19 protein-coding genes and 1 pseudogene are annotated in these 21,660 nt (G+C 63.6%); 10 read left to right on the forward strand and 10 right to left on the reverse strand.

The genetic code is table 11. From position 1 onward, the window contains the following. Positions 1 to 7: 7 nt before the first annotated feature. The 7 genes from mdcC to WN72_RS18275 are packed head-to-tail and all read left to right on the forward strand — an operon-like array spanning position 8 to position 5,397. Positions 8 to 325, forward strand: a complete 318-nt coding sequence (gene mdcC, locus WN72_RS18245) for a malonate decarboxylase acyl carrier protein (protein ID WP_027559129.1) — start codon at positions 8 to 10, stop codon at positions 323 to 325. Then, positions 322 to 1,260 carry a biotin-independent malonate decarboxylase subunit beta gene (locus tag WN72_RS18250; RefSeq protein WP_167380954.1) on the forward strand — a complete coding sequence of 313 codons (939 nt, stop codon included), beginning with the start codon at positions 322 to 324 and terminating at the stop codon, positions 1,258 to 1,260. Before mdcC ends, WN72_RS18250 begins: the two co-directional genes overlap by 4 nt. Next, a complete protein-coding gene (gene mdcE / locus WN72_RS18255) occupies positions 1,247 to 1,969 on the forward strand; it encodes a biotin-independent malonate decarboxylase subunit gamma (protein ID WP_092217423.1) in 723 nt (240 codons plus the stop codon). Before WN72_RS18250 ends, mdcE begins: the two co-directional genes overlap by 14 nt. Further along, the gene (gene mdcG / locus WN72_RS18260; RefSeq protein WP_092217488.1) at positions 1,944 to 2,624 is read left to right on the forward strand and encodes a malonate decarboxylase holo-[acyl-carrier-protein] synthase; all 681 of its coding nucleotides are present in this window, start codon (positions 1,944 to 1,946) and stop codon (positions 2,622 to 2,624) included. Before mdcE ends, mdcG begins: the two co-directional genes overlap by 26 nt. After that, positions 2,621 to 3,502, forward strand: coding sequence for a triphosphoribosyl-dephospho-CoA synthase MdcB (gene mdcB, locus WN72_RS18265; protein ID WP_092217422.1), 882 nt, complete (start codon positions 2,621 to 2,623; stop codon positions 3,500 to 3,502). The genes mdcG and mdcB overlap by 4 nt, the downstream gene beginning before the upstream one ends. Continuing rightward, on the forward strand, positions 3,499 to 4,449 hold the full coding sequence (locus WN72_RS18270; RefSeq protein ID WP_092217421.1) for an AEC family transporter: 951 nt from the start codon (positions 3,499 to 3,501) through the stop codon (positions 4,447 to 4,449). The genes mdcB and WN72_RS18270 overlap by 4 nt, the downstream gene beginning before the upstream one ends. A gap of 9 nt (positions 4,450 to 4,458) precedes the next feature. Continuing rightward, complete coding sequence (locus tag WN72_RS18275) at positions 4,459 to 5,397, forward strand: acyltransferase domain-containing protein (RefSeq protein WP_092217420.1); 939 nt, start codon at positions 4,459 to 4,461, stop codon at positions 5,395 to 5,397. Between the two features lie 220 nt (positions 5,398 to 5,617). On the opposite strand, the gene WN72_RS18280 is transcribed toward WN72_RS18275, so the two are convergent. The 7 genes from WN72_RS18280 to WN72_RS18310 form a co-directional block, all read right to left on the reverse strand. Next, positions 5,618 to 6,634: a helix-turn-helix domain-containing protein gene (locus WN72_RS18280; protein ID WP_092217419.1), complete on the reverse strand. Its 1,017-nt coding sequence runs from the start codon at positions 6,632 to 6,634 to the stop codon at positions 5,618 to 5,620. A 248-nt stretch (positions 6,635 to 6,882) separates the two neighbouring features. After that, on the reverse strand, positions 6,883 to 8,178 hold the full coding sequence (locus WN72_RS18285) for an HlyD family secretion protein (RefSeq protein ID WP_092217418.1): 1,296 nt from the start codon (positions 8,176 to 8,178) through the stop codon (positions 6,883 to 6,885). Between the two features lie 12 nt (positions 8,179 to 8,190). Further along, entirely contained in the window at positions 8,191 to 8,394 is a 204-nt protein-coding gene (locus tag WN72_RS18290; protein ID WP_092217417.1) for a DUF1656 domain-containing protein, read from the reverse strand. 11 nt (positions 8,395 to 8,405) lie between these two features. Beyond that, entirely contained in the window at positions 8,406 to 10,247 is a 1,842-nt protein-coding gene (locus WN72_RS18295) for an FUSC family protein (RefSeq protein WP_092217416.1), read from the reverse strand. Positions 10,248 to 10,414: 167 nt separating this feature from the next. Next, positions 10,415 to 10,798: a response regulator transcription factor gene (locus WN72_RS18300; protein WP_027559140.1), complete on the reverse strand. Its 384-nt coding sequence runs from the start codon at positions 10,796 to 10,798 to the stop codon at positions 10,415 to 10,417. A 105-nt stretch (positions 10,799 to 10,903) separates the two neighbouring features. Continuing rightward, positions 10,904 to 11,575, reverse strand: coding sequence for a response regulator transcription factor (locus WN72_RS18305; RefSeq protein ID WP_027559141.1), 672 nt, complete (start codon positions 11,573 to 11,575; stop codon positions 10,904 to 10,906). After that, the gene (locus WN72_RS18310; protein ID WP_027559142.1) at positions 11,572 to 13,449 is read right to left on the reverse strand and encodes a PAS domain-containing sensor histidine kinase; all 1,878 of its coding nucleotides are present in this window, start codon (positions 13,447 to 13,449) and stop codon (positions 11,572 to 11,574) included. Before WN72_RS18310 ends, WN72_RS18305 begins: the two co-directional genes overlap by 4 nt. A 430-nt stretch (positions 13,450 to 13,879) precedes the next feature. Between WN72_RS18310 and WN72_RS18315 the strand changes: the two genes are divergently transcribed. Both WN72_RS18315 and WN72_RS18320 read left to right on the forward strand, forming a co-directional pair. Further along, on the forward strand, positions 13,880 to 14,734 hold the full coding sequence (locus WN72_RS18315; RefSeq protein WP_027559143.1) for a helix-turn-helix domain-containing protein: 855 nt from the start codon (positions 13,880 to 13,882) through the stop codon (positions 14,732 to 14,734). Continuing rightward, positions 14,731 to 15,054 (forward strand): hypothetical protein, encoded by a 324-nt coding sequence (locus WN72_RS18320; protein ID WP_244553819.1) that lies wholly within the window; start codon positions 14,731 to 14,733, stop codon positions 15,052 to 15,054. Before WN72_RS18315 ends, WN72_RS18320 begins: the two co-directional genes overlap by 4 nt. Positions 15,055 to 15,777: 723 nt before the next feature. Here the strand turns inward: WN72_RS18320 and WN72_RS47850 are convergent. The 3 genes and pseudogenes from WN72_RS47850 to WN72_RS18325 all read right to left on the reverse strand — a co-directional run bounded on the left by WN72_RS47850 (position 15,778) and on the right by WN72_RS18325 (position 18,411). Beyond that, entirely contained in the window at positions 15,778 to 16,320 is a 543-nt protein-coding gene (locus tag WN72_RS47850; protein ID WP_244553818.1) for a hypothetical protein, read from the reverse strand. A 1,204-nt stretch (positions 16,321 to 17,524) separates the two neighbouring features. Further along, positions 17,525 to 17,720 (reverse strand): annotated as a pseudogene (locus tag WN72_RS47855) (hypothetical protein); the annotation flags it as partial. 262 nt (positions 17,721 to 17,982) lie between these two features. Beyond that, a complete protein-coding gene (locus WN72_RS18325) occupies positions 17,983 to 18,411 on the reverse strand; it encodes a Rid family hydrolase (protein ID WP_347337486.1) in 429 nt (142 codons plus the stop codon). A gap of 94 nt (positions 18,412 to 18,505) precedes the next feature. On the opposite strand from WN72_RS18325, the gene WN72_RS18330 reads away from it, so the two are divergent. Next, a complete protein-coding gene (locus WN72_RS18330) occupies positions 18,506 to 21,193 on the forward strand; it encodes an AMP-binding protein (protein ID WP_244553817.1) in 2,688 nt (895 codons plus the stop codon). Positions 21,194 to 21,660: the final 467 nt, after the last annotated feature.

A 21,660-nucleotide genomic window follows, 5' to 3' on the forward strand; every position in this document is an offset into this window, starting at 1 on the left:
ACGGTCTATGGAAGATCTCAGGTTTCAGCACAGGGTTCGCGCACCGGCCGGCGGCACCAGGAAGAGTGCGATCGTCGGCGTGGTCGCCTCGGGCAATCTGGAAGTGCTGGTGGAGCGTGTCCTGTCGGATGTGGAGTGCGCCCTCGACATCAAGACCGCGGCTACGGGCTTCGGTGAGGTGTGGACCGCCGTGATCGGCGATTTCGTCGAGCGCTATTCGCCTGGCGGGCTGAGATTCTCGATCAACGACGGCGGCGCGCGGCCCGACACGGTCTCGCTACGGCTGGCGCAGGCGGTGCGATTGATCGCGGAGGACGGCCGATGACTGCACCGCTCAAGGGCATCACCCCGGCCGAACGCGCCCGCAGCACCAGCTTCTATGAAGCGTCGGCCCGCACCCGGCTGGAGCTGCTGCTCGATGCCGGCAGCTTCGTCGAATTCATCGGGCCGGAGCAGCGCGAGGTCAGTCCGCACTTGAAGATATTCGATCTTCCCGAGCAGTTCGACGACGGCATCGTCGTCGGCCACGGCCGGCTTGACGGATCGCTCGTGTTCGTCGCCGCACAGGAGGGCCGCTTTATGGGTGGTGCCTTCGGCGAGGTGCACGGCGCCAAGCTGACGGGATTGCTCCGCGCGGCGCACCAGATCGGCTCGATCCCCGTCCTGATCCTGTTCGATACCGGCGGCGTGCGGTTGCAGGAAGCCAATGCCGGCGAGCTCGCGATCGCCGAGATCATGCGCGCGGTGATGGAGGCGCGCAGCGCCGGCGTGACGGTCATCGGCCTGATCGGCGGCAGGTCCGGATGCTATGGTGGCGGCGGCTTGATCGCAGGCTGCTGCTCGGCGCTCGCCGTCTCGGAGTCCGGGCGCATCGCGGTGTCGGGCCCCGAAGTGATCGAGACCAATCGCGGCGTCGAGGAGTTCGATTCCCGCGACCGTGCGCTGGTCTGGCGCACCATGGGCGGCAAGCATCGCCGGCTGCTCGGCGCCGCCGACGTCTTTGCCGACGACAATGTGCAGGATTTCCGCGAGGCCGCGCTGGAGCTGCTGAGCCTGGTCGGTCCGTTCGGTCTCGACAGCCTGAAGGCGGAGCAGGGGCGGCTTGCCGACCGGTTGCGCCGCTTCGGTGCCTGCGCCGATGCCGTCGATATCTGGACGGCGGAAGGCATCGCGCATGCCGAAACGGTTCCGGAACTGCCGGCCGATCAGTTCATTGCGCTCGCCGACAGGATCGGGAGGACCAGCCGTGACGCTCGATGACATCATCACTGCGCTCTTCCCCGACGGACATGAGGTCAGGAACGACAAGGGCGTGCTGCTCGGTTCGGCGACGCTACGATCCGGCGCAAATATGCTCGTCCTCGGCGTCGCTGACCGGACCGCGCTCGGCGTTGACGAGGCGATCAGACTGTCCGGCCATGTGCTCAAGTCGATCGACCGGGACAGCGGTCCGATCCTGGTGCTCGTCGACAGCGACAGCCAGCGCATGAGCAAGCGCGACGAGCTGCTCGGCCTGAACGAATTTCTCGCGCATCTGGCGAAGGTGTTGATCCACGCGGACATGAACGGCCGCCCGACCATCGGCCTTCTCTACGGTCACTCGGCGGCAGGCGCGCTGCTTGCGACCGGACTTGCGACCCGCGTGCTGGTGGGGTTGCCCGGCGCCGATCCTGCGGTGATGGACCTGCCGTCGATGGCGAAGGTCACCAAACTGTCGATGGAAGCGCTGGAGGAGAAGGCGAGATCGACACCGGTGTTCGCTCCGGGCCTGTCCAATCTCGCGCAGATGGGCGCCGTCCACATGACGTGGAGCCATGCCGCCTCGCTCGCCGATCAGCTGGAGGCGTTGCTGGCCGACATGCCGGCCGCGCGGGACGGGCGGGATGCGCTCGGCAAGGCGCGTGGTGGCCGGCTGAAGGCCGCCGATATCGCGGAGCGTGTTCGTGACCTCGCCCTGCAAGCACGTTGACCGGCCCGCAGGTCGTCACGACCTCGTCTTTGTCCGCCCGGAAGGATGGCGCGCGCTGCTCATTCCGCATGGCGATCTCGCGTGCGATCCCCTCGTTTTGCACTGGGCGGAGCTGGGATGGCCGACAATCAGGCGGCGCGCGCTGCCCTGCGAGACGACCGGCCTCGCTTTGGGTCTGCCTTTGCCTCCCTCTGCCGGTAAGAAGCGGCTCTCCCTTCTCGCCGGCCTCGGCGACATCGTCGCGATCGCGAGGCCGCCCTCGCTGCGGGAAGCGCGTGCATCCGCTCCGCAATGCTGGCGGCCTACGCTCGATCGGCTCGACGACCTCGCGCTTCGCCATTCGGTGCACGCGCGCGTGTTCGGCAGCCTCGCATGGGAGGCGCTGACTGGGCTTGACTACCTAACCGCCCGTTCGGATCTCGACCTCCTGTTCGAGATTCGCCCCGAAACCGATCTTGGTCGTCTCGTCGCCGATCTGGCTGCGATCGAGATCGAAGCACCGATGCGGCTCGATGGCGAGCTGATGCGCGCCGATGGCGCCGCGGTGAACTGGCGCGAATTCCATGCCGGTGCGCGCGAGCTTCTGGTCAAGAGCATCGAGGGCGTGACCCTGCTCGGCAGGGACCGGTTCATTTCGGGAGCGACGGGATCATGATCACCGCAGCCTTGCGAGGCGCTGAACCGCTTACCCCGCGCCAGTCGCGAATTGGGTTCGATGTCTCCGCAATCGGCGACCTCGCGGCCGATTGCCTCGTCAAGGAGCTAGAAACCTGGCCGAAGCCGGGTCTTGTGAGCCACGTCGACAATGGCAGTCACGACGACATGGATGCCGGCACGTTCCGTCGCAGCGCCGCGGCGATCCGACCTTATCTGCAGCGCCTTGCCGATGCGGGCGCGCTCGGCTGCGGTATGGGGCGGCTGCGGATCATCGGCCTGGAGGCGGAGCGCACGATGTTCGCGGCGACCTCGGGGGTCAACACGCACCGCGGCGCGATCTTCGGGCTCGGTCTGCTCTGCGCGGCAGCCGGCGCGAAGGCCGGCGGTGTGGTCGATCCCGGGCTTGCGCTCGGCGATGTCGTGACGCGCCTGTGGGGCGACAGCATTCTCGACGGTCCGGTGCTGCTGCACAGCCATGGCAGCGCGGCTCGCCGCCGCTTTCGCGCCGGCGGCGCGCGCCTCGAGGCCGCGAGCGGATTTCCCAGTGTCTACCGGATCGGTTTGCCGGCCCTGCGAAGAGCGGCGCCTGTCGTGGCGGAAGATACGGAAGCCCCGCGGGTCGAGGCGTGCTTCGCCCTGATCGCATCCGTCGAGGACACCAACCTCCTGCATCGCGGCGGGCTCGATGGCCTTAGCTTTGCGCGTGATGCGGCGCGTCGCTTCATCGCGTCAGGCGGCGTTCGTATGACCGGCTGGCGCGCCCGCGCACAATCGATCCACGACAGCTTCGTCGCCCGCCGTCTCAGCCCTGGTGGATCGGCCGACCTGCTCGCAATGACGCTCTTCGTCGACGCCCATGAGGGGCTGAACCCATGACGTCGAACGTCATCTTGATGGCGCTGGTGCCGGTGTTTTTCGTCCTGCTACTGGGGTTCGTTGCAGGCAAGGCTCGCATCGTCGACAACGGTCACGTCGAAGGGCTCAATGCGCTGGTGATGGATTTCGCCCTGCCGGCCTCGCTGTTCGCCGCGACCGCATCGGCCCCACGGGCTGGGATCACCGGGCAAGCTCCGGTCTTTCTCGTGTTCGGCGTGACGATGGTGGTCATCTATCTCGCCTGGTACTGGTTCGAGCGCAGCTTCTTTGCAGTGACGAGGTCAGACGCGTCGGTGCAGGCTCTGACGGTCGGTTTCCCAAATCTTGCCGGCGTCGGTCTGCCGATCCTGTCGACCGTGCTCGGGCCGGCCGGTGTCGTCCCGGTCGCCGTTGCGCTCGCAACCGGCTCGATCCTGGTCAGCCCCCTGACGCTCGTGATCGTGGAGATGAGCACCGCCAAGACCCGCGGCGGCGATGCGCCATCGCAGCCGGTTCTGACGGCCGTGCGGCGCGCGCTCGCCAAGCCGGTGGTGTGGGCACCCGCGCTCGGCGTGGTGTTCTCGTTGTCCGGCATGACTCTCGATCCACTTGTCCATGCCTCTCTCACTCTGATCGGGAGCGCGGCCGCAGGCGTTGCCCTGTTCCTGACCGGTCTCGTTCTGTCGGCCCAGGCGCTTCGCCTCGATTGGAGAGTGGTTGCCGCAACGGGAGCAGCGGACGTCATGCGTCCATTGCTGGCCGTCGCAATTGTCTACGGCTTTCACCTCGCACCCGATGTCGCGAAGACGGCAATTCTGCTCGCGGCATTGCCTTCGGGCTTCTTCGGCATTTTGTTTGCCGTCAATTACCGGCTGGACTCCGCGACGGTCGGCTCCATGGTCATCGCCAGCACCGGATTCAGCGTCGTGACCCTGGCGATTGCGATTGCATTGTTCTTTCCTCGTTAGGCAGCGACCATGACGCTCGCGATTCTGTGCTCGGGACAGGGCAGGCAGCACCGGGAGATGTTCGCCCTCACAGGCGATGCGCCGGAAGCCGCGCACCTGTTTGCGCACGCCGCGACATTGCTGGGCGGCAAGGATCCGCGCGATTTCGTCGGCACAGAGCCCGACGAGGCACTGCATCGCAACCGCGCCGGTCAGATTCTGTGTACCGTGCAGGCGCTGGCCGCTGCAGCCGCGCTCGGCGATGCCATCCCATGCGGTGTGATCATTGCCGGTTACAGCGTCGGCGAGATCGCGGCCTGGAGCATCGGCGGCCTGTTCGATGCGACCGTCGCGCTCGATCTCGTGGTACGCCGTGCGGAGGCCATGGATGCAGCCACGCGTGCCGGCGACGGGCTGATCTTCGTCCGCGGTCTTCGGCGAGAAGAGCTCGATCGCCTTTGCGAGCGCTACGATGCCGCGATCGCCATTGTTAATCCGGGCGATGCCTTTGTCATCGGCGGTGGGCGTGAGGCGCTGGACGGGATTGCCGCAGAAGCGCGGGCGATGCACGCTGCAAGGATCGTCGTGTTGCCGGTCGAGGTCGCCTCGCACACCAGGCGGCTCGCCGGAGCCTCCGCCGTATTTCGTGAAGTCCTGGGTAGCGTGCCGGTGGTGTTCCCGCCCAGGACCGGCGGGCGCATTCTGAGCGGGATCGATGCCGCTCCGGTCGTCTCGCTCGAGAGCGGCCTCGACAAGCTTGCCGCGCAGATCTCGCACACCGTGCAATGGGCCGATTGCCTGCAAGCGTGCGTCGAAGCCGGCGCGACAGGATTTCTCGAGCTCGGTCCGGGGCACGCGCTGAGCGCGATGGTTGCGGGCATCGACACCGGACTGTCGGCGCGCTCGCTGGATGATTTCAGAAGTATGCAGGGCGTGCGCGGCTGGATCGCGCACCACCTCGGCGCCTAGAGCTGGCCGGTTCCGGACAGGTGATGCCGTCGATCGCGCTACGTTGTCGAAAAAAAGGGGCCGTCCTTTGGGGGAGGACGGCCCCAAAATGCTCGGATGCCCAGGGAGGAGAGAGGCTCGAGCGGTGACTTGGGGGTCTCAGTCACCTAACATGCACACTATCGCCGATCCCGCAGCAGAAGTATTTCACGAACCCCGGCTATTTCCCATTTCGCATGATTCACGCGAAGTCCACGGGCAACACGCGCGACATCGTCTTCGATGTCGAAGCCGGATCAGCGCCGGTGAGCCTGGACGAAGCCGACGCATTCCGGCTGGTGCACCGCCACCGCGCGGGAGTGTCACCCGTGATCCGCTTGAAGACGGTCGAGAAATGAGCCTGCGTGCAGAAGCCGACGATGAGTGCCACCTCGGCCAACGCCGTGTCGGTGTTCGATAGCAGCGATTTCGCGCGCTCGATGCGCTGATGCAGCAGATACTCGCGCGGCCGATATCCGGTCGCGGCGCGGAACTGGGCCGCGAAATGCATCCGGGACAGTCCCGCGACCTTGGCAAGCTCGGAGAGGCTGATGCAGTGGTCGAAATGTGTCCCGACATATTCCTCGACGCGCCGCAGCCGCCATTTCGGCAAGGCATTGACTCTCGCGTGTGGCAGCTCGCGCCGGGCAAGGTGCATGGCCAGCGTCTTCCCGATGCAGCGCGCGAATTCGCGGTCGGCCGAATGACCGCGTTCGGTCAGCGCTTTCGCAAGCTGCTCGGCGAAGGGATCACGAAGCAGGATCAGGTCGTTGAGGCCCTCATGCGAGGCAGATCCTGCTCCGGGTCGAAGAGGCGGAAAATAACTGCTGGCCGAGACATGGAAGTGCAGGAAATCGCACGGTGCGTGGAACTGCGCACTGAGCTGCTGCGATGGCGCGCCGATATACAACGAGCCGGCCGGCATGACACCGTCGAAGATGGTGTGACGGCCTCTGGTCAGCTTGACGCGGGTCGTCTTCAAGGCGATCGCGAAGAAATAGCGGTCGATGGGCGTCGTGGCCTCTTCGTGCGTTATGCCTGTTTGAGCACAGGTCCAGCGCGAGATCGCGATGTCGTCTGATGCAGTGCCGGTCCGTTGGCCGGGCTGCCGCCACCTTCGTTCGAGGGGAAACGCGCGGGTCTCCCGCGGGGAATCGGAGTTGCGACGGTTGGGTTGATACGTCGACCAGGCACCGGCCGCTTGCATATCGGTGAGCATTGTTTGTCCCGTCTCTTGGATTCGGCTGCCGTCTTGGCGGCGGCCAAATGCAAATGGTCCATGCTCAACGATAGGTGCGATTTCACCGCGAGGCTCGTTAAGGAAGCTTAAGCGGTATTAGATTTTGCAAATGCGATAGGTGCGACCGCATGTCGCAAAAAGGTCAATTGAACCAAAGGGATCAGATGGTTGCGTTGTGAGGTCGGATGTTGCCGCGGACGGTGTCCGGCGATGGGTACACGCCTGATTCAGGGTTGGCGTGGCGAGGCATCGATACCGGGCGTGAGGCCGGGTGCGATCTTCTCTGCCGGCGGAACCGCGGGCTCGCGTGTGTAGGGAAGCGCTTCCACCTCGGGGCGCTGCTGCGATGCCGCTTGCAGGCAGTCCGGACGGGGCGGACGTCCCGCGCCGACCAGATCGACGACGGGATCGACGAAGCTCGCGCGGAACCGGTCGAACCAGCTTTGGCCACCGCCCGCGGACGGCTGCCGGATCGTCACCGTCGCTGTCATGCCGGAGACGAGCGGGACATCCGGCGGAACCGTATCAATGGCGAGGCGGACCGGTACGCGCTGCGCCAGCCGCACCCAGGTGTAGATCGGATCGACGTTGGGCAGGCCTTGCGTGCCTGTGGCGGCGTTCGACGCGCTGATGCCCCGCGTTACGGTCTTCACATGTCCGAGTATCGGGCTGGGATAACCGACCAGTTGCGCTTCGGCGCGATCGCCGACGCACACCCGCGCCATCTTGGTCTCCTCGAAATAGCCGTCGATCCAGAAGCTGTTGGAGTCGATGACGGAAACGTTGCTGACGCCGGTGACGGCATAATCGCCCGCACGCAGCAGGAGGTTGGTGACATAGCCGTCGACCGGACTGACCACGCTGGTGCGCTTCAGGTTCAACTCCGCCTGCGCGAGTTGGTGCGTTGCTGCCTCGTAGGCAGCCTTCGCCTGCGCCGCATTGCCTGCATAGATCTGCTGCTCTTCGGGCGTCGTCGCAAGATCGGACAGATGCTGGCGCCGGTCGAACTCGGCCTTCTTCACCACGAGATCCGCGGCCCGCTGGTCGACCAGGGCCTTGCCGACGCGGACAGCCACCTCGAAGTCGAAGGGGTCGATGACGTAGAGGACGTCGCCCTTGTGGACGAACTGGTTGTCGGCCACACGCAGCTCCACGATCTTGCCGGCAACCTGCGGCGCGACGTTGGCGACCTGGACACGCACACTGCCGTTCCGCGTCCAGGGCGCCGTGACGTAGTGCTGCCAGGTCGCAGCCGCAATCACGATTGCGGTCAGTGCAATCCCCAGGGTCGCTAGATGCTTGCCGGAAGCGCGGATGAAGCGGACCGCCGCTTTGCGCTGCGGCGTCGAGGGGGACGTGGTCTGTTCCTGAGGCCTGCCGTTCTCCATCGCGCGATCACCAGTGTCGTGCGCCACGGTCTCCGGCACGCCCGAATCGTTCACGTTGTCGGCGGCATCGGCCTGGACTTCGACTGACGGCTCGCCGCGGCGCGCGGCGGCGTCCCGGGGCAGGGCGGCGTCCATGACTCTTTCTCCCTAGAAGAACAGTGCGAGCAAGCCGAACATCGCGACGTAGAGACTGAGCTCCGCCAGCGAGGGGTTGCTGAACCAGCTTGCGAATCCGACGAAGCGCAGCAGCGGGCGGAGCAGCAGGAACGCGAGCAGCGCGATTACCGCATAGGAAACAATGGGGGCGATGAGCACGCCGCCGACGACCAGCTCCCGATAGGTGTTCGTCATGGCCGTGCGCCCTAGCTTGGAGATTGTGAGGGCGCTAATGCGCCGCGCGCTGCAATCAGCATGGCGATGGCCGAATTGGCGGACAATTTGCTTCGCGCTGCCGCCTTGCGCAGCGCCTCGGCAGAAGCGAGGATGGCGCGGCCGCTGCGCCGGGCGAGAGCCTCGCGCGCGTCCCGCGCCGCTCCGGCGAGCGGACCCTGTCGCAGTCGGTCCAGTTCGGCGCAGCAACGCCGCAAGGTCTCGGCCTGGTCGAAACAACGCATCGCTTTGGCCGTGATCTGACGATCCAGGGGCAAGGCACCGTTTGCGGTCAGGATCTGTTCGATCCGTGCTGCGTCGCGAAACGCGGCTTCTTCCGGCGCGAGGTGTCGGGTTCGTCCGCGGCCGAGGTGATCCAGCTCGCGCCCGGCCTCTCCCAGCAGCAGCCGCACCCTCCGGTCGCCGGATAGGGGCGGCAGCAGCATCTGTGCCGCGAAGACGAGCACCGCCGACATGCAGGCGAAGAGGCTCGTCACCAGGAACACCTCGGGGTCGTAGCTCTGCGGATTGGTCGGTGCGAGGACGGCGATCATGAACACCAGGACGAGCCGGCCGAGGGACGACAACATCGGGTTCGGCAATGACATCAGCAGCGCGAGGCCGATGACGACAGGCGCAAGACCGATCGCCAGCAGCTGAAACTCGGAGACGCCGTTGAAGACGAGGTATTTCAGGATGCCCGCCAGCGCGCAGGCGATCGGCATCGCCGTCACCGTTACCTGCGCAAAGATTCGTGGCGCGGGCGAGATTGAGCTGAGGCCGATGATCGCTGCGACGAGCGTGAGGCAGAGCTCGGTGCTCGGCCAGCCCGTCAGCACGAAGAAGAGCGCGATCAGCATGAACGAGATCGCGGCCCGTGCGGCGGTTTCCGCCGCGATGCGGCGCGAGCGGTAGAGCGGCGCGCGCCATGCATGATGTGGGTGCGTCCCTTCACGCAGCGCTTCGAGGCTGCTGCACACCTGCGCGTTCTTTCGGCTGATCTCGGCCTGGAGCCAGGATCGGGACATCGCTATCAGCCCGACTTTATCCGGGGAAGCGGTGGGGAGCGCTGCGAGCATGCGGCCGAGCGAGAGCGCGCTGACGAGGTCGACCAGCGCGGAGCGCGCGGCTTCGGTTCTCGGCGTGCCGGTGCTCGACTCCGTTACGAGGCTGGCGATCTCCGGACGCAGTGCCGCGATGTCGTGCAGCAGGCTCGCGGCAGCCGTTGCGGAGGGATGCCCGGCCGCTTGCGCGAGACCCGTGACCCGGCCGTGCAACCCCTCGATGCGGCTTGCCAGCACCGGATGATAGTTCGGTGCGGCCAGAACCTCGTTCACGAGCGCCACCGCGAGAACGCCGATGCCGATGGCGGCGCCGCGTGCGACGCCGGTCGGGAACACCTGCAGCGGCGTGTCGATCTGCTGGACGGCGACGAGGGCGACGGTGATGCAGCACAGCGCCGCCGCATAAGCGCGATTGCCGTCCAGCATCCCCGCGACATAGACGCAGAGCCCGACCCACATGCCGAGCACCGCGAGCAGGAGACCGTCGGTCTGGGAAAACAGGCCCGCGATCGCGATGGACGCCACGACGCCGATGACGGTTGCGACCAGCCGGTAGCCGGCCTTCTCCATGCCCTGGCCGCGTGTCGGCAGGGCCAGGACGGCGACGGTGAGGGCGGACGACGACGGCGAGTCCAGCTCGAGCCAGAAGCTGACATAGAGGGCGAGCGTCATCGCCAGCCATACGCGCAACGCGAAGGCCCAGGAGCTCGCGGGAAACCCGGCGAAAACCAGTGGACGCGGCACGGCAGCACTGGCGGCGTTTACTGGCATCGTGCCTCATCCATTTCGCCAGAGCGTGCCGCCCTGCCGATCTCGACAAAATCGACGCTGACTATGAGGTTTGCCGGGCTTGACGGTATTTCCGGTCCAACAACCCGGTTGCCGAAATGCACGGCTGGTTGGGGACGAGATTGTCGCGCGCTAGACGGGCGGATGGATTACGGTTGTGCGTCGTGGCCTGCCAACGCGTCCTCGAGACAGCGGATGATCTCGTCACCGCTGGAAGGCTTGCCGAGATAGCAATGCGCGCCGGCCGCCATCACGCGCTGACGCACGTTTTCGCTTGGAAATGCGGTCATGAAGATGATCGGGAAGCGGCGGCCGGACGCAATCAACTGTGCCTGCAATTCGTCGCCGGTGATCACCGGCATCTGGATGTCGGCGATCATGCATGCTGGATCGTCTCCCGGCGCATGCTGCAGGAAGTCGACGCCGGACTCGTAGGCGTGGGCCTCGTAGCCGAGCGAGCGAACCAGGCTCGCGAGCGACGTGCGAACGCCTTCATCGTCGTCCACAATCGCAATCACGGGGTTTTTGGCCATTCGCGCACAATCCTGACCGCGGTATTCCGCAAGGCCGGGAGGATATCTCCCGTTGCGCGGCCGATGACGCCTTATGCCCCGGGGGCAGGTCCGCCGAAATTATACTCAGGTTTGGTCCGTAGTCCTTCGGGTTTGGGAAATCCCGAGCGCCTCGGCCTTGCGGACGAGGTCGGCCAGCGACCTGACCCCCATCTTGCGCATCACGTTCCCGCGGTGGATCTTGACTGTGATCTCGCTGAGGCCGATCAGGGCGGCGACCTGCTTGTTCATCAGGCCGGCGGTGACGTGGCCCATCACCTCGCGCTCGCGCGCCGTCAGGGTCTCGTACTGGGCGCGGATGTCGTCCTTGGTCGCGGCTTCGGCGCGGTGCTGTGCATCGCGCTCCAGCGCCGCCGTCACCGCATCGAGCATGTCCTGGTCGCGGAACGGCTTGGACAGGAAGTCGACCGCGCCGGCCTTCATGGCGCGCACCGACATGGGAATGTCGCCATGGCCGGTCATGAAGATGATCGGATAGCTGATGCCATGCCGAACGAGCTGGCCTTGCAGATCGAGCCCGCTGACGCCCGGAAGGCGGACGTCCAGTACGATGCAGCCAGGGCCGTCGGGCAGCGAGCTGCCGAGCAGTTCGGCCGGCGAGCCGAACAGCCGCGTCTCGAGACCGACGGATCGGAACAGGCTATCGAGCGAGGCGCGGATGCCGGCATCGTCGTCGACGATGATGACAGTCGCGTTGGAGGATTGCGCCGGCGGTTGGGCCTGGTTTGGTCGTGTCATGGCAGGGCGTGTTCTTGGCTATATGGCAGTGTCAGGTGGAATGTCGCTCCCGAGCCCGGGGTGCTCGCCACCGACAACCGGCCGCCGTGAGCTTCCACCGTCGTTCGGCAGATCGCAAGTCCCATGCCCATTCCACCATCCTTCGTCGTAAAGAACGGATCGAACAGGCGCGGCAGGTCATCAGGCTGGATGCCCGGGCCGCTGTCCTGCACCGTGATCGCGAGCGTTTCGCCATCCACGGTGCCGGCGCGCAGGGTGATGGTGCGGGAACCGGGCCGGCCCGACATGGCCTGGCCGGCATTGACCAGAAGGTTGACCAGGACCTGCTGCAGCTGAATCCGGTCGCCGCGAACCGGCGGCAAGTCACGCGCCGTTTCGACGATAAGGGCGACATCATCCTTGGCGAGCTCGCGCGCGACCAGCGCCGTCGCCTCCGCGATGATCTCGCCGATCTGCAGCACGTCCTGCTGAGCCGGGGCCTTCTTCAGGAAGGTCCGGATGCGGGTTACGATCTCGCTAGCGCGACGGCCCTGGGCAACGACATGGCCGATCGTCGTCGCAACCTCCTTGAGATCGGGGACGTCGCGCCGCAGCCAGCGCAGACCGGCCTCGCCGCTAGTGACGATCGCCGCCAGCGGCTGGTTTACCTCGTGCGCAATGGACGCGCTGAGCTCACCGAGGGTGGCGACGCGCGCGGCATGGGCGAGCTCAGCCTGCGCCGCGAGCAGGGCGTCATGCGCCTGCTTGCGCTCGGTGATGTCGACGACGAAGACGAGCACGTCATGATCGTCGTCGGATCGAGGCGAAAAGGTGATCGTGAACAGCACGGGGACCTTGCCTCCATCGAGGCGCACGAGCTCGGTCTCGCCTTCGTGGAACCGCTCGCCTTGCGCGAATGCGACCAGCGCATCGAGGAAGCTGCGATCGTTCTCGCCCAGCAGCTTGTCCACGTTCTCGATGAAGGCCGCAGAGCTGCTTGCGCCTGCCATCTTCTGCAGGGCCGGATTGACGTCGATGATTCTGGCAAGCCCGCGGGCATGACGCACGAAATCGGGGTGTCGCGCCAGATAATCGCGCAGGTCCGCCCCGCGGCTCGGTAGCGCATCCAGCGCAGTCCGCAGTCCGCTCCAGTCTTCCTCGACGACGCCGATCCGGCTTGCGTCGAACATCCGGCGGTATCGCTGCTCGCTCTGCACCAGCGCGTTGTGCGCCGCCACGCGGTCCGTGACGTCGGTATGCGTCTCAAGCACCCCGACGGGTTTACCGAGGTGGTCGTGCTGCAGGGCCCATCGGGCATCGACGGTGAGCACGGCGCCGGCCTTCGTCCGTTGCTCCACCCTGCCTTCCCATCGCCCGCTATCGAGCAGGCTGGCCTCGATGGCTTCGCGCCGGTCGGGATAGCTGGTTCGCAGCAGCTTGTCGGCGAGTTGCCCGAGCGCCTCCTCAGTCGACCAGCCATAGGTCTGTTCCGCAGTCTTGTTCCAGAACGTGATCACGCCGCCGCGATCCCTGACGAAGATCATGTCATGCGAGAGATTGAGGAGGCGCGCCTGCGCCGCAAGACGCGTTGTCGCCGCGTGATTCTGCAACACCAGCAGGGTCGTGACCCCGATTGCCGCTAGGCTCACCAACGCGCGCAGGGCAGGTGAGGCGATCTCGTGCAGATCATGCGACGTCAGATAGGCGCTGACGGTCAGGACGATGCAACCGGCTGCGGCGATGATAATGTCGTTGCGCCGGTTCGTCCTCGCCGCAAGCAGGATCGCGACGACATAGAGAACCGCGACCGCGCCCTCGAGTGGCGTCAGCACGTCGACCATGAAGACCGCGAAGGCGAGGACGGCGGACCAGAACCGCAAGCCGGCGCGGCTCATGGATGAACCCGTGGGCCGATCAAGGCGTCATCGTCGCAGGCGGTGTTTCTTCTCATCGCAGCGGCGTTGATGCCGCGATTTCACTGCGTCCACAATATCCGGCCGGATGAATTTCGTGCTCTCGTGGAAGACCCCGTGGGAAGTTGAATCCCGCGCGAGGTCCGACAGGCAGATTCCCGGGCAGAACAAGGCTCTTCGGTGATTTCGTCGATCGCTGGCGCGTCAAACTATCGCAGGCGCGCCGGGCCCTCGCTCTCACTCGGTCGCTGCGCTGCGGTCATACCTAGGTATGACGCGGTTAACCCGAGACCTTAGCCATGCACCCGCGCGTAGAATGGAGCGCGCGGATCGCCGAACTAATCTGCTCCCATCGCATTCGGGCAAGCCTGCCAGGCACTGCCGCTGCGAACTGGGACAAGGAGGCTCGACGATGTCGCTGCAGATGTCATACCCGCAAAACGCCAAGGATCATGTTGCCGCCGCAATCGACGTCTCGTCGATCGACGGCCGGCAGTTGCCGTCATCGAGACGATCGCCGCGCTCCGCCGAGGAGGCAATGACGCTCTCCCTCGTGCATCTGGATGTTGCGCTCGCCATCGAGCCGCCTGCGCCGAACGTACGAGGATCTGCCGACGGCGAGCCGAGCTTCAAGGTGTCCGCCAAGCGTCTTGCGCGCGCGTCCGCTGAGGCTGATCCGGAGATGGGTGCCGAGGAGGTCACGGATCCGGTGATGCAGCGCCTCTCGGATGCACTCGCGGCCACCAGAGCCATGCACAATCCCCATTCCGCTATCCTCGTCGATGCGTTGCGTTTGGCCATGCTGACGCGCAAGGCCAGCGGGCGGACGCTGCTCGGACAAGGCCAGTCCGAGCTGGCCGAGAGCGACCGCGAGGGGCAAGCGTGCCGGACAGTGCGGTCGCTGCAGAAATGGCGCCTCAAGCGCGTCATGCAGTATATCGACGACAATCTGGACGCGAAGGTCACCCTGCAGCATCTGGCTGCTGTTGCCGGCCTCAGCCGGATGCATTTTGCCGCGCAATTCCGGGCGGCCGTCGGCATGCGGCCGCACGATTATCTGCTAAAGCGGCGGATCGAGCGTGCCCAGGAATTGCTGCAGCGGGCCGACACCTCCCTTGTCGATATCGCCCTGACCGTCGGGTTCCAGACGCAGGCTCATTTCACGACGGTGTTCAAGCGCTTCGCCGGCAATACGCCATATCAATGGAGGAGCGCGCATCTCGCGCAATTTCTGCCGCTGCCGCGCATCGAGGCGAGGCCATCATGAGCGGTATCGGCATTCAAGCCCTGTTGCTACCGCTGCTCGGCATTCACTCGGCGCTGACGCACCAGGAGCTCATGGGATTGTTCGAGATCACACGCGGTCTCGGCACCTCCTATCGCTTCGCATCCTCGGAGCCCGGGGAAGGTGTCCTTTACGGTCGATTCACGCTGAACTTCTGCAGGATCGTTGCCGGAGGCGTCACGCATTATGCGTCGATGGAACGGTCGACCGACGAAACGGTCACCAAACGTAGCGGTGGACTCGATTTCGCGTTCGGCCATTCCATCCGGTGGCGACCGTGCTGTTCACACTCGGCATCGTAAGTCTCGGCGACGACTAGCGCGTCGGCGCATTGGCGCCGCCCGCTCCCGAAACCAGCAAACGGTGGACGCGGTCTGCGTGCTCTCTCGTCAGATTTTCGGCCAGATCGGTCCCAATCACCGCCGGGCCTTTCCTTTCTCGATCGTATACCATCCAGCCCTTGCCACCCATTCGAACAAAAAATCTGTTCTGCGACGACGTTCGGTCATTCACCAAAAATGGCTCCAAAATCTTGGGTTATTCTGACCAATCAAGCTCCAAGCATAGCCTTTGCCTATGCGAATTGAATCGGGGAAACTTGGCAACCCCATCGAAGGTGCATCAAACACAAAATAAAGTGACGTTTTTCGGCATTTTGGAACCCAAGCCGCGTTCCAGATGGATTCGCAGCCCACTACCGGGCGAGCACAAGAAAAGGTGTGATTGGACTATCCCGAGGGTGCTCGGCAAACCGAAGGGGCCGATCGGGAACCCTAGCTGGCGCAATTTCCATCAATGCCTTGGCAAGGCCAACGAATGAGATCTATTCGGAAAATTTCGGTCTGCCGTGGGCCTGCTGGCGGCAAACCTGTCGGCGCCGCCAGCAGCTTTAGCCAATTTCTTCGCGAAAAATGTGAATGCACTGAGCTAACAGAAGTATTGGGCAGGATCAGTCTGACGAAAGCATGCCTTTGTTCACTCCCGGCGGAAGTATTCTTCGTCTGAGTTGCCGATGAAGGCTCTATTCATATCTCCGCGCCGCGCGGGTTCACAACGGTGTACCCTCTCAATGAACGCGCGTGTATTCGCGTTGTGTGTCCGCCTGAGTTGGCGTCGTATGCCATCCAAACGTCGCCCCCGACATGTTGCTCGAGGACGAAAACGTGCCCGCGCCTTGCGGCGACCATGCCGGGAGCCGGTGATGTGCGCGGAAACCGCAGCCAGTTTGCCGCGAGGTTCAATTCCGGCACGATGCGGCCAAACACCCGTAGCGCGGCGCCACAACCGCAGAACGCAGAGGGGCAACCCGCGGGGCGGCCGCCAACAATTCGATTGCTGGAGGGAGTACTGCTGGTGGGGGTATTGAGCGCGGCGAGTTGATCCAACCGGTGTGTCCGCGATGAGCGCCGTAACACCGTTCGCTGGGTCAAGGTTTGCGAGTAGTATGTGAAATCACAAGGCATGGTGATATTGCATTCGGAGGCGCGATCTACTTGATATGGTCGCGCGTCCGAATTGAGGGAGGTGATTGCAACGAAGCAGCACGCGGAAACTACTTGCTTGAACATCGCAGGCTCCAAATTAAAGGACCCGCCCCAAGCAAGGAACAACCATCAACAGATTGGCTGAAATCCGCCAAAAAAGCGGCCTCTCTCTGGATGAGAGGCCAACTATACTTCTGGGGTAACTCCAAACGTGCCACTCGTCGAAGAGCGCCACCGCCCCAGCCGCGGTCGCTTCATGTGTCGACCATTGCCACGAAGTTCATATGAAGGGTGATTGGTCCCTTCGATCCGTCCAAGATCAAGCGAAGGCTCTTGGGATAGTATCCGGCCCCAATCACAGTCCCGGTCCTTCCAGCTAAGCGAGGACCGGCGGCCGGCCTTACCTGAATTCGTGAGCCCGGTGGAAACTTGAGCTGGATTTCGGCCGATCGCGACATGGAATCCTCGGCGGCGCGTGCCCAATTCTGCTCGAACGATCGCAACAGCGTGGCGCTAGACGGACGGGCGCATTGGACGGGCATATTCGACTGTTCGCTCGGCACGAAGACTTCTTCGACCGACGGTACTGAAGAACCAATGGAGCCCGGCGTCTAAGACCTTTTCCTCCGCAATTTCGCAGCTCGCTCAGCAACAAAATCGATTTTCGGTGCCACAATACCAATTCATGGCCGAAGCCGGCCTGCAATGAATTCAATCGCCCAACGGCACTACTTGGTACTGAACAACGGAAAGGCGCCGATGAGAACCTCCGTCCTTGGGAGTAATCCGCCGGCAAACAATTCGTCCGGTTTGCTTGCTGTCCGCCCTTGGCATCGAAGCAATTGAGTCGGCGTGGTGCCAGATTTTCGGTGCACTTCTCCGTCCCAATGGTCCGCAGATCGGCAGCACCGCAATTGCATGCGCTAGAATTTTAAACGGCCCCAAGTGGGGGCCGCCAACTCGCCCGACGCGAGTTTTCCACCAGCAGTTGGGGGGGTAACCTTTCGGCTGGAGGCACCGAATAGATGCCTTGCCGGGCCGGTTAGTTCCATAAGTCATTGGGGTTAGAACCAGAGATTTCCGGGGAAGTCCCGAAAGCAAATTTGGACACTGCCGGATTCAACTTAGGACACTGGGCTTAAATACGGGCAGCATCCGGGGGTCCAAGTGACAAGGCCCAAGCCCGAACGGAACGAAGAGCGACCCGGCTTAACGCTGGGGCTCGCGGGGGCTCCATCCCGATGGCACGCCCGATGCCGCTCCATCAAGGCCGGCACATTGTTAGGCCTCAGGCGTCGGCGATCAGCCTGTCCGGCGTGATCAGAAAGTCGCGCACACACCGTCCCGTCGCATTGAAAATTGCATTGGCGACGGCTGCCGCCGTACCCACGATCCCGATCTCGCCCAGGCCTTTAACGCCAAGCGGCTGACCTTATCGTCTTTTTCCTCGACGAGGTCACCTCGATGTCAGCGATGTCGGCATGAGCTGCCGGGAATGCTCCATTCAAGGACCTTGAGATCCGATCTTAATGAGCAGTTCGAGTTTGGATCGTCTGGTCGCCTAATGGTTGATATTCTGTGCAATTTTCAACTGGTGCGAGCGCCCCCGGCACGCCTCGCTTGCGGCTCGACAAAAGGAACACTGATCTCGGCCACGGCAGACGCATGCTTGCGGAAGGCGACGTTCCCGCCCCGACTTAAGAGTAAGGGGCTTGGAAGATCTCGACGGTCTTCCGAAGCGTGCCTCTAGGCCGAAGCTCGGCAGGTCGCGATTGCGGTCATCTCGAGTTTGACGCCGGGGCTGGTCAGCGACTCCGACGACCGCCCGTGCAGGAAGAGCAGCCTCAGCGAAGAATGCTTCCAAGCCGCATTCAATGCGGCCTTCTCACTAAGCTTCGTGACGAAGATAGTGGTCTGAAGGACATGGGATCGGCCAGACTCCCGAGTTTCCAATAAACGCGACAATTGGCCAAGCACATCGCTCGCTTGGCCAGCCATATCAAGGCTCGTGTTCTCGGGGACGATCCGGCCGCCATTGTGCTCGACAACTTCGTGGAGCAATTCCTCACACGCAGCGCGAGTGAAGCCGAGGTCCGCTAGTGACCCAAAAGGCGATCTGTCAAAAAAGGAAATAACATAGGCGAAATTCGCTTGTCTTTCCGGGGTACTCATCATTGCCAGTTGTCTGATCTGGGGGAGAGCGAGCGTAATCTTTGCGACGGGCAATTGCGGTGGCCTTATCTGGCCGCCTGAGGTGGTAGAGGCTTCTGTGAAAGACTTGCTCCGAGAGACCGCGAAGTCGCCTCGTGTGAATTGCTCCAAGAGAATCTCGTTCTCCTCTGATGGCACAGAAGCCGAAGCGCAAAACACTCTGGGCCAAGCCATTGGTCGGACTGCCAGCCGGTACCCCCACCGACCTGCGATCGTCTCCACCACGTTTGCACCGCTGACGTACGGCGATCTTCAGCGCCGGTTGAACGATATCCGCGGGCAGTTGCGTTTGGGTGGGTTCGATTGCAGCGCCCGGATCGGGGTGCTCATGCCGAGCGGTCCGGAGGCGGTTCTTGCCATCGTGGCAGTCGCCTGCTGCAGCATCGCAGTTCCTCTTGATCCGCGGCTGTCCCCTGCAGAGATCGACCAGCGCATCGACATGCTGCGCCTGAGCGCTCTTCTGGTGCCGCAGGACTGTAGTTCTGAAGCTCGGCAAGCCGCTGATCGGAGCGGGATTGCCATCATCGAAGCCGTCCCGGTCGGACACCGCCAGCTTGGATTCCATGTCGCCGTGCGGGCAGCCGACTCCCCTGCGATCGACGCTGAACCTAGTCCACGCTCGCCCGCCTTCATCCTGCAGACGTCAGGCACGACCGCGCAGCCAAAGCTCATTCCGTTCAGCCACAGCAATATGCTGGCGGCGGCCACCCGTCTTCAGGCCTGGTTCGGCCTCACGCCCCAGGACCGTTGCCTGAGCGTGTCGCCCCCTTTCTATTCTCATGGGCTTAAAGTAACTGTCTTCACACCGCTCCTGACCGGCGGCAGCATTGCGGTCCCGGCGAACTACGCCATCGTGGCGCTCGATGAGTGGTTCGATGCCCTTCGGGCGACCTGGTACTCGGCAGGGCCCACGCTTCACGCTGCAGTTCTGGACAAAGCAAGAAGTATCGAGGATGTGCAGGCGGCGCACACCTTACGGTTCGTCGTATCGGGCGGCGCGCCGCTGCCGACAGACGTACAAGATGGCCTGCAGCGGATCTTGGGCGTGCCTGTGCTGGAGCATTACGGCTCCAGCGAGGCAGCGCAGATCGCAGCCAATCTGCCGCCGCCTGGCGCGAATAGGCCAGGAACTTGCGGCCAACCTTGGCCTGATACTCTGGCCGTCGTTAACGAGGATGGACATTTCCTAACAGCGGGCGAGCGCGGCGAGATCTGGGTTCGTGGCCCGACGGTGTTCTCCGGCTATTTCGATCTGCCGGCACTCAATCAAGCTGCTTTCGTAGATGGTTGGTTTCGCACGGGCGATATTGGCAGCCTTGACGAAGACGGCTTTCTTTCCTTGCATGGCCGCCTAAGCGAGATGATCAATCGCGGCGGTGAGAAGATTGCCCCTGCGGAGATCGAATCTGCGTTGCTGCGCCATCCGGCGGTAGCCGAGGCTGCCGCCTTTGCCATTCCTCATCCACGTCTTGGCGAGGACGTCGCGGCCGCGATCATTGCTCGACATGGGACGCTTACGACACCTGCGGAGCTTCGCGAGTTCTTGCAACGTGAGTTGGCATCTTTCAAGGTTCCGCGGCGCATTGTGATCCTCGACCAGCTGCCAAGGGGCCCGACGGGAAAAGTGCTGCGCGGACAGCTGCGTCAGTCGCTCCGCGACCTGCCAGATCATCAGGGGACAATGCCTGCGCCTGTTGTGCGCCAGGGGGCGCTGGACCTGGAAGGCGAATTGCTAACGCTATGGCGGAAGTTGCTCAAGTCCGATGCCGTTACACTCGACGATGATTTCTTCGCAAGCGGAGGTGACTCACTGCTCGCAATGGAGATGCTGATTCAGCTCGAACAGCTGATCGGCCAAGCCGTACCGGAAAAGATCCTGTTCGGCGCGGAAACCGTCCGGCAACTCGTCCGAAAGATTGACACGCAAATCGACACCCAAGCGACGTCGTTCATCCACTTTCACGCCGGCGGGAATCGACACCCCTTGCACTTCTTCAATGGAGACCTCGTAAGAGGACACGCGAGCGTGCGGCGGATGGTTGAGCTGCTCGGTCCCGATCATCCGATCATCTCCATCAATCCGCAAGGTCTTCGTGGAGAGTCTGTCCCGCCCTCGATCGAGCAGATGGCCGCCGACCACCTGCCGCTTATCCTGAAACAGCAAGCTCATGGCCCTTTCTTCCTGGGCGGAAAATGTAACGGCGCAATGGTGGCGTTCGAAACAGCGCGCCAGCTGATGGCTGCTGGACACAAGGTTCAAATGGTTGCGATGGTCGACCCACCGACCGTTAATGCCCGTGCGCTGACGCGAGCGATCGTCGCGCTGATGAAGCCCCTGGTTCCAAGTCGCGTCTTGCGCCAAATCTTTGAGCTAATGGCACAGTTGGAGCGGTACGCCAAGCGTTCGGCGAGCAAGCCGATTGTAATCGCCAACTCCGAAGTTCCACGGCCGCTGTGGGACGCCTATTCCTTCGCGATGGCGCGATATCTTCCGGCCCCGCTCGACGTCCCCGTGGTTTTCTACGCCGCCGAACACGATGGTCAGGGATGGCGGCGTCTCAGTTCTCGATTGGAAGTCGTCCAGGTGCCTTGGGGACATCAGGGCTGCCTGAGCGTCGGTGCGGCACGGCTGGTTGATCATCTGCGGCAAAGGATCGATGCTCTGGTTGATGGTGCACCCTCTGCCATTGAACAGCACGCGTCGCCAATGTTTTCTCACGGGGAGAAAATCGGTGACACACCGTGAGACTCGAAACTTGAGTCGGACGATCTCATCACGATCGATTCACCGCCGCATCGCTCAATCAGATTTCTTGGGGACTTCCGGTATTGACCCGAGCTGACCTCATGATCGTCGTAGCCATCTCCGCAGATGACTCACGGCGGATATTGCAGAGTATCGTACAGGTCTTGGTGGCGCTTCTGGTCCAGGTCGCCGGCGCCGTTCATGAACATTAGCGGGGGCACGGCTTCTGCCGCTACGCCATCTCGCCACCATTGCCGTCACGCACGTCCTGGGCTTCCAGCCATTCCGCCAAGGCTTGCTTGCGATGATCGGCCGCGCGGGCGCGCTTCGCCAAATGCTGGGTCGAGCGGCACCTTCAGCAACCCAAAGGGGGTAGGTGAGGGTCACCCATGCGAGGCATAGCATCCGCTAGCGGGGTCGCCTAGTATGCCGCATCACGATGGGCGGTATCACCATGCGACAGGTGA

The organism is Bradyrhizobium arachidis (assembly GCF_015291705.1).
In the GTDB taxonomy this organism is placed as follows: domain Bacteria; phylum Pseudomonadota; class Alphaproteobacteria; order Rhizobiales; family Xanthobacteraceae; genus Bradyrhizobium; species Bradyrhizobium arachidis.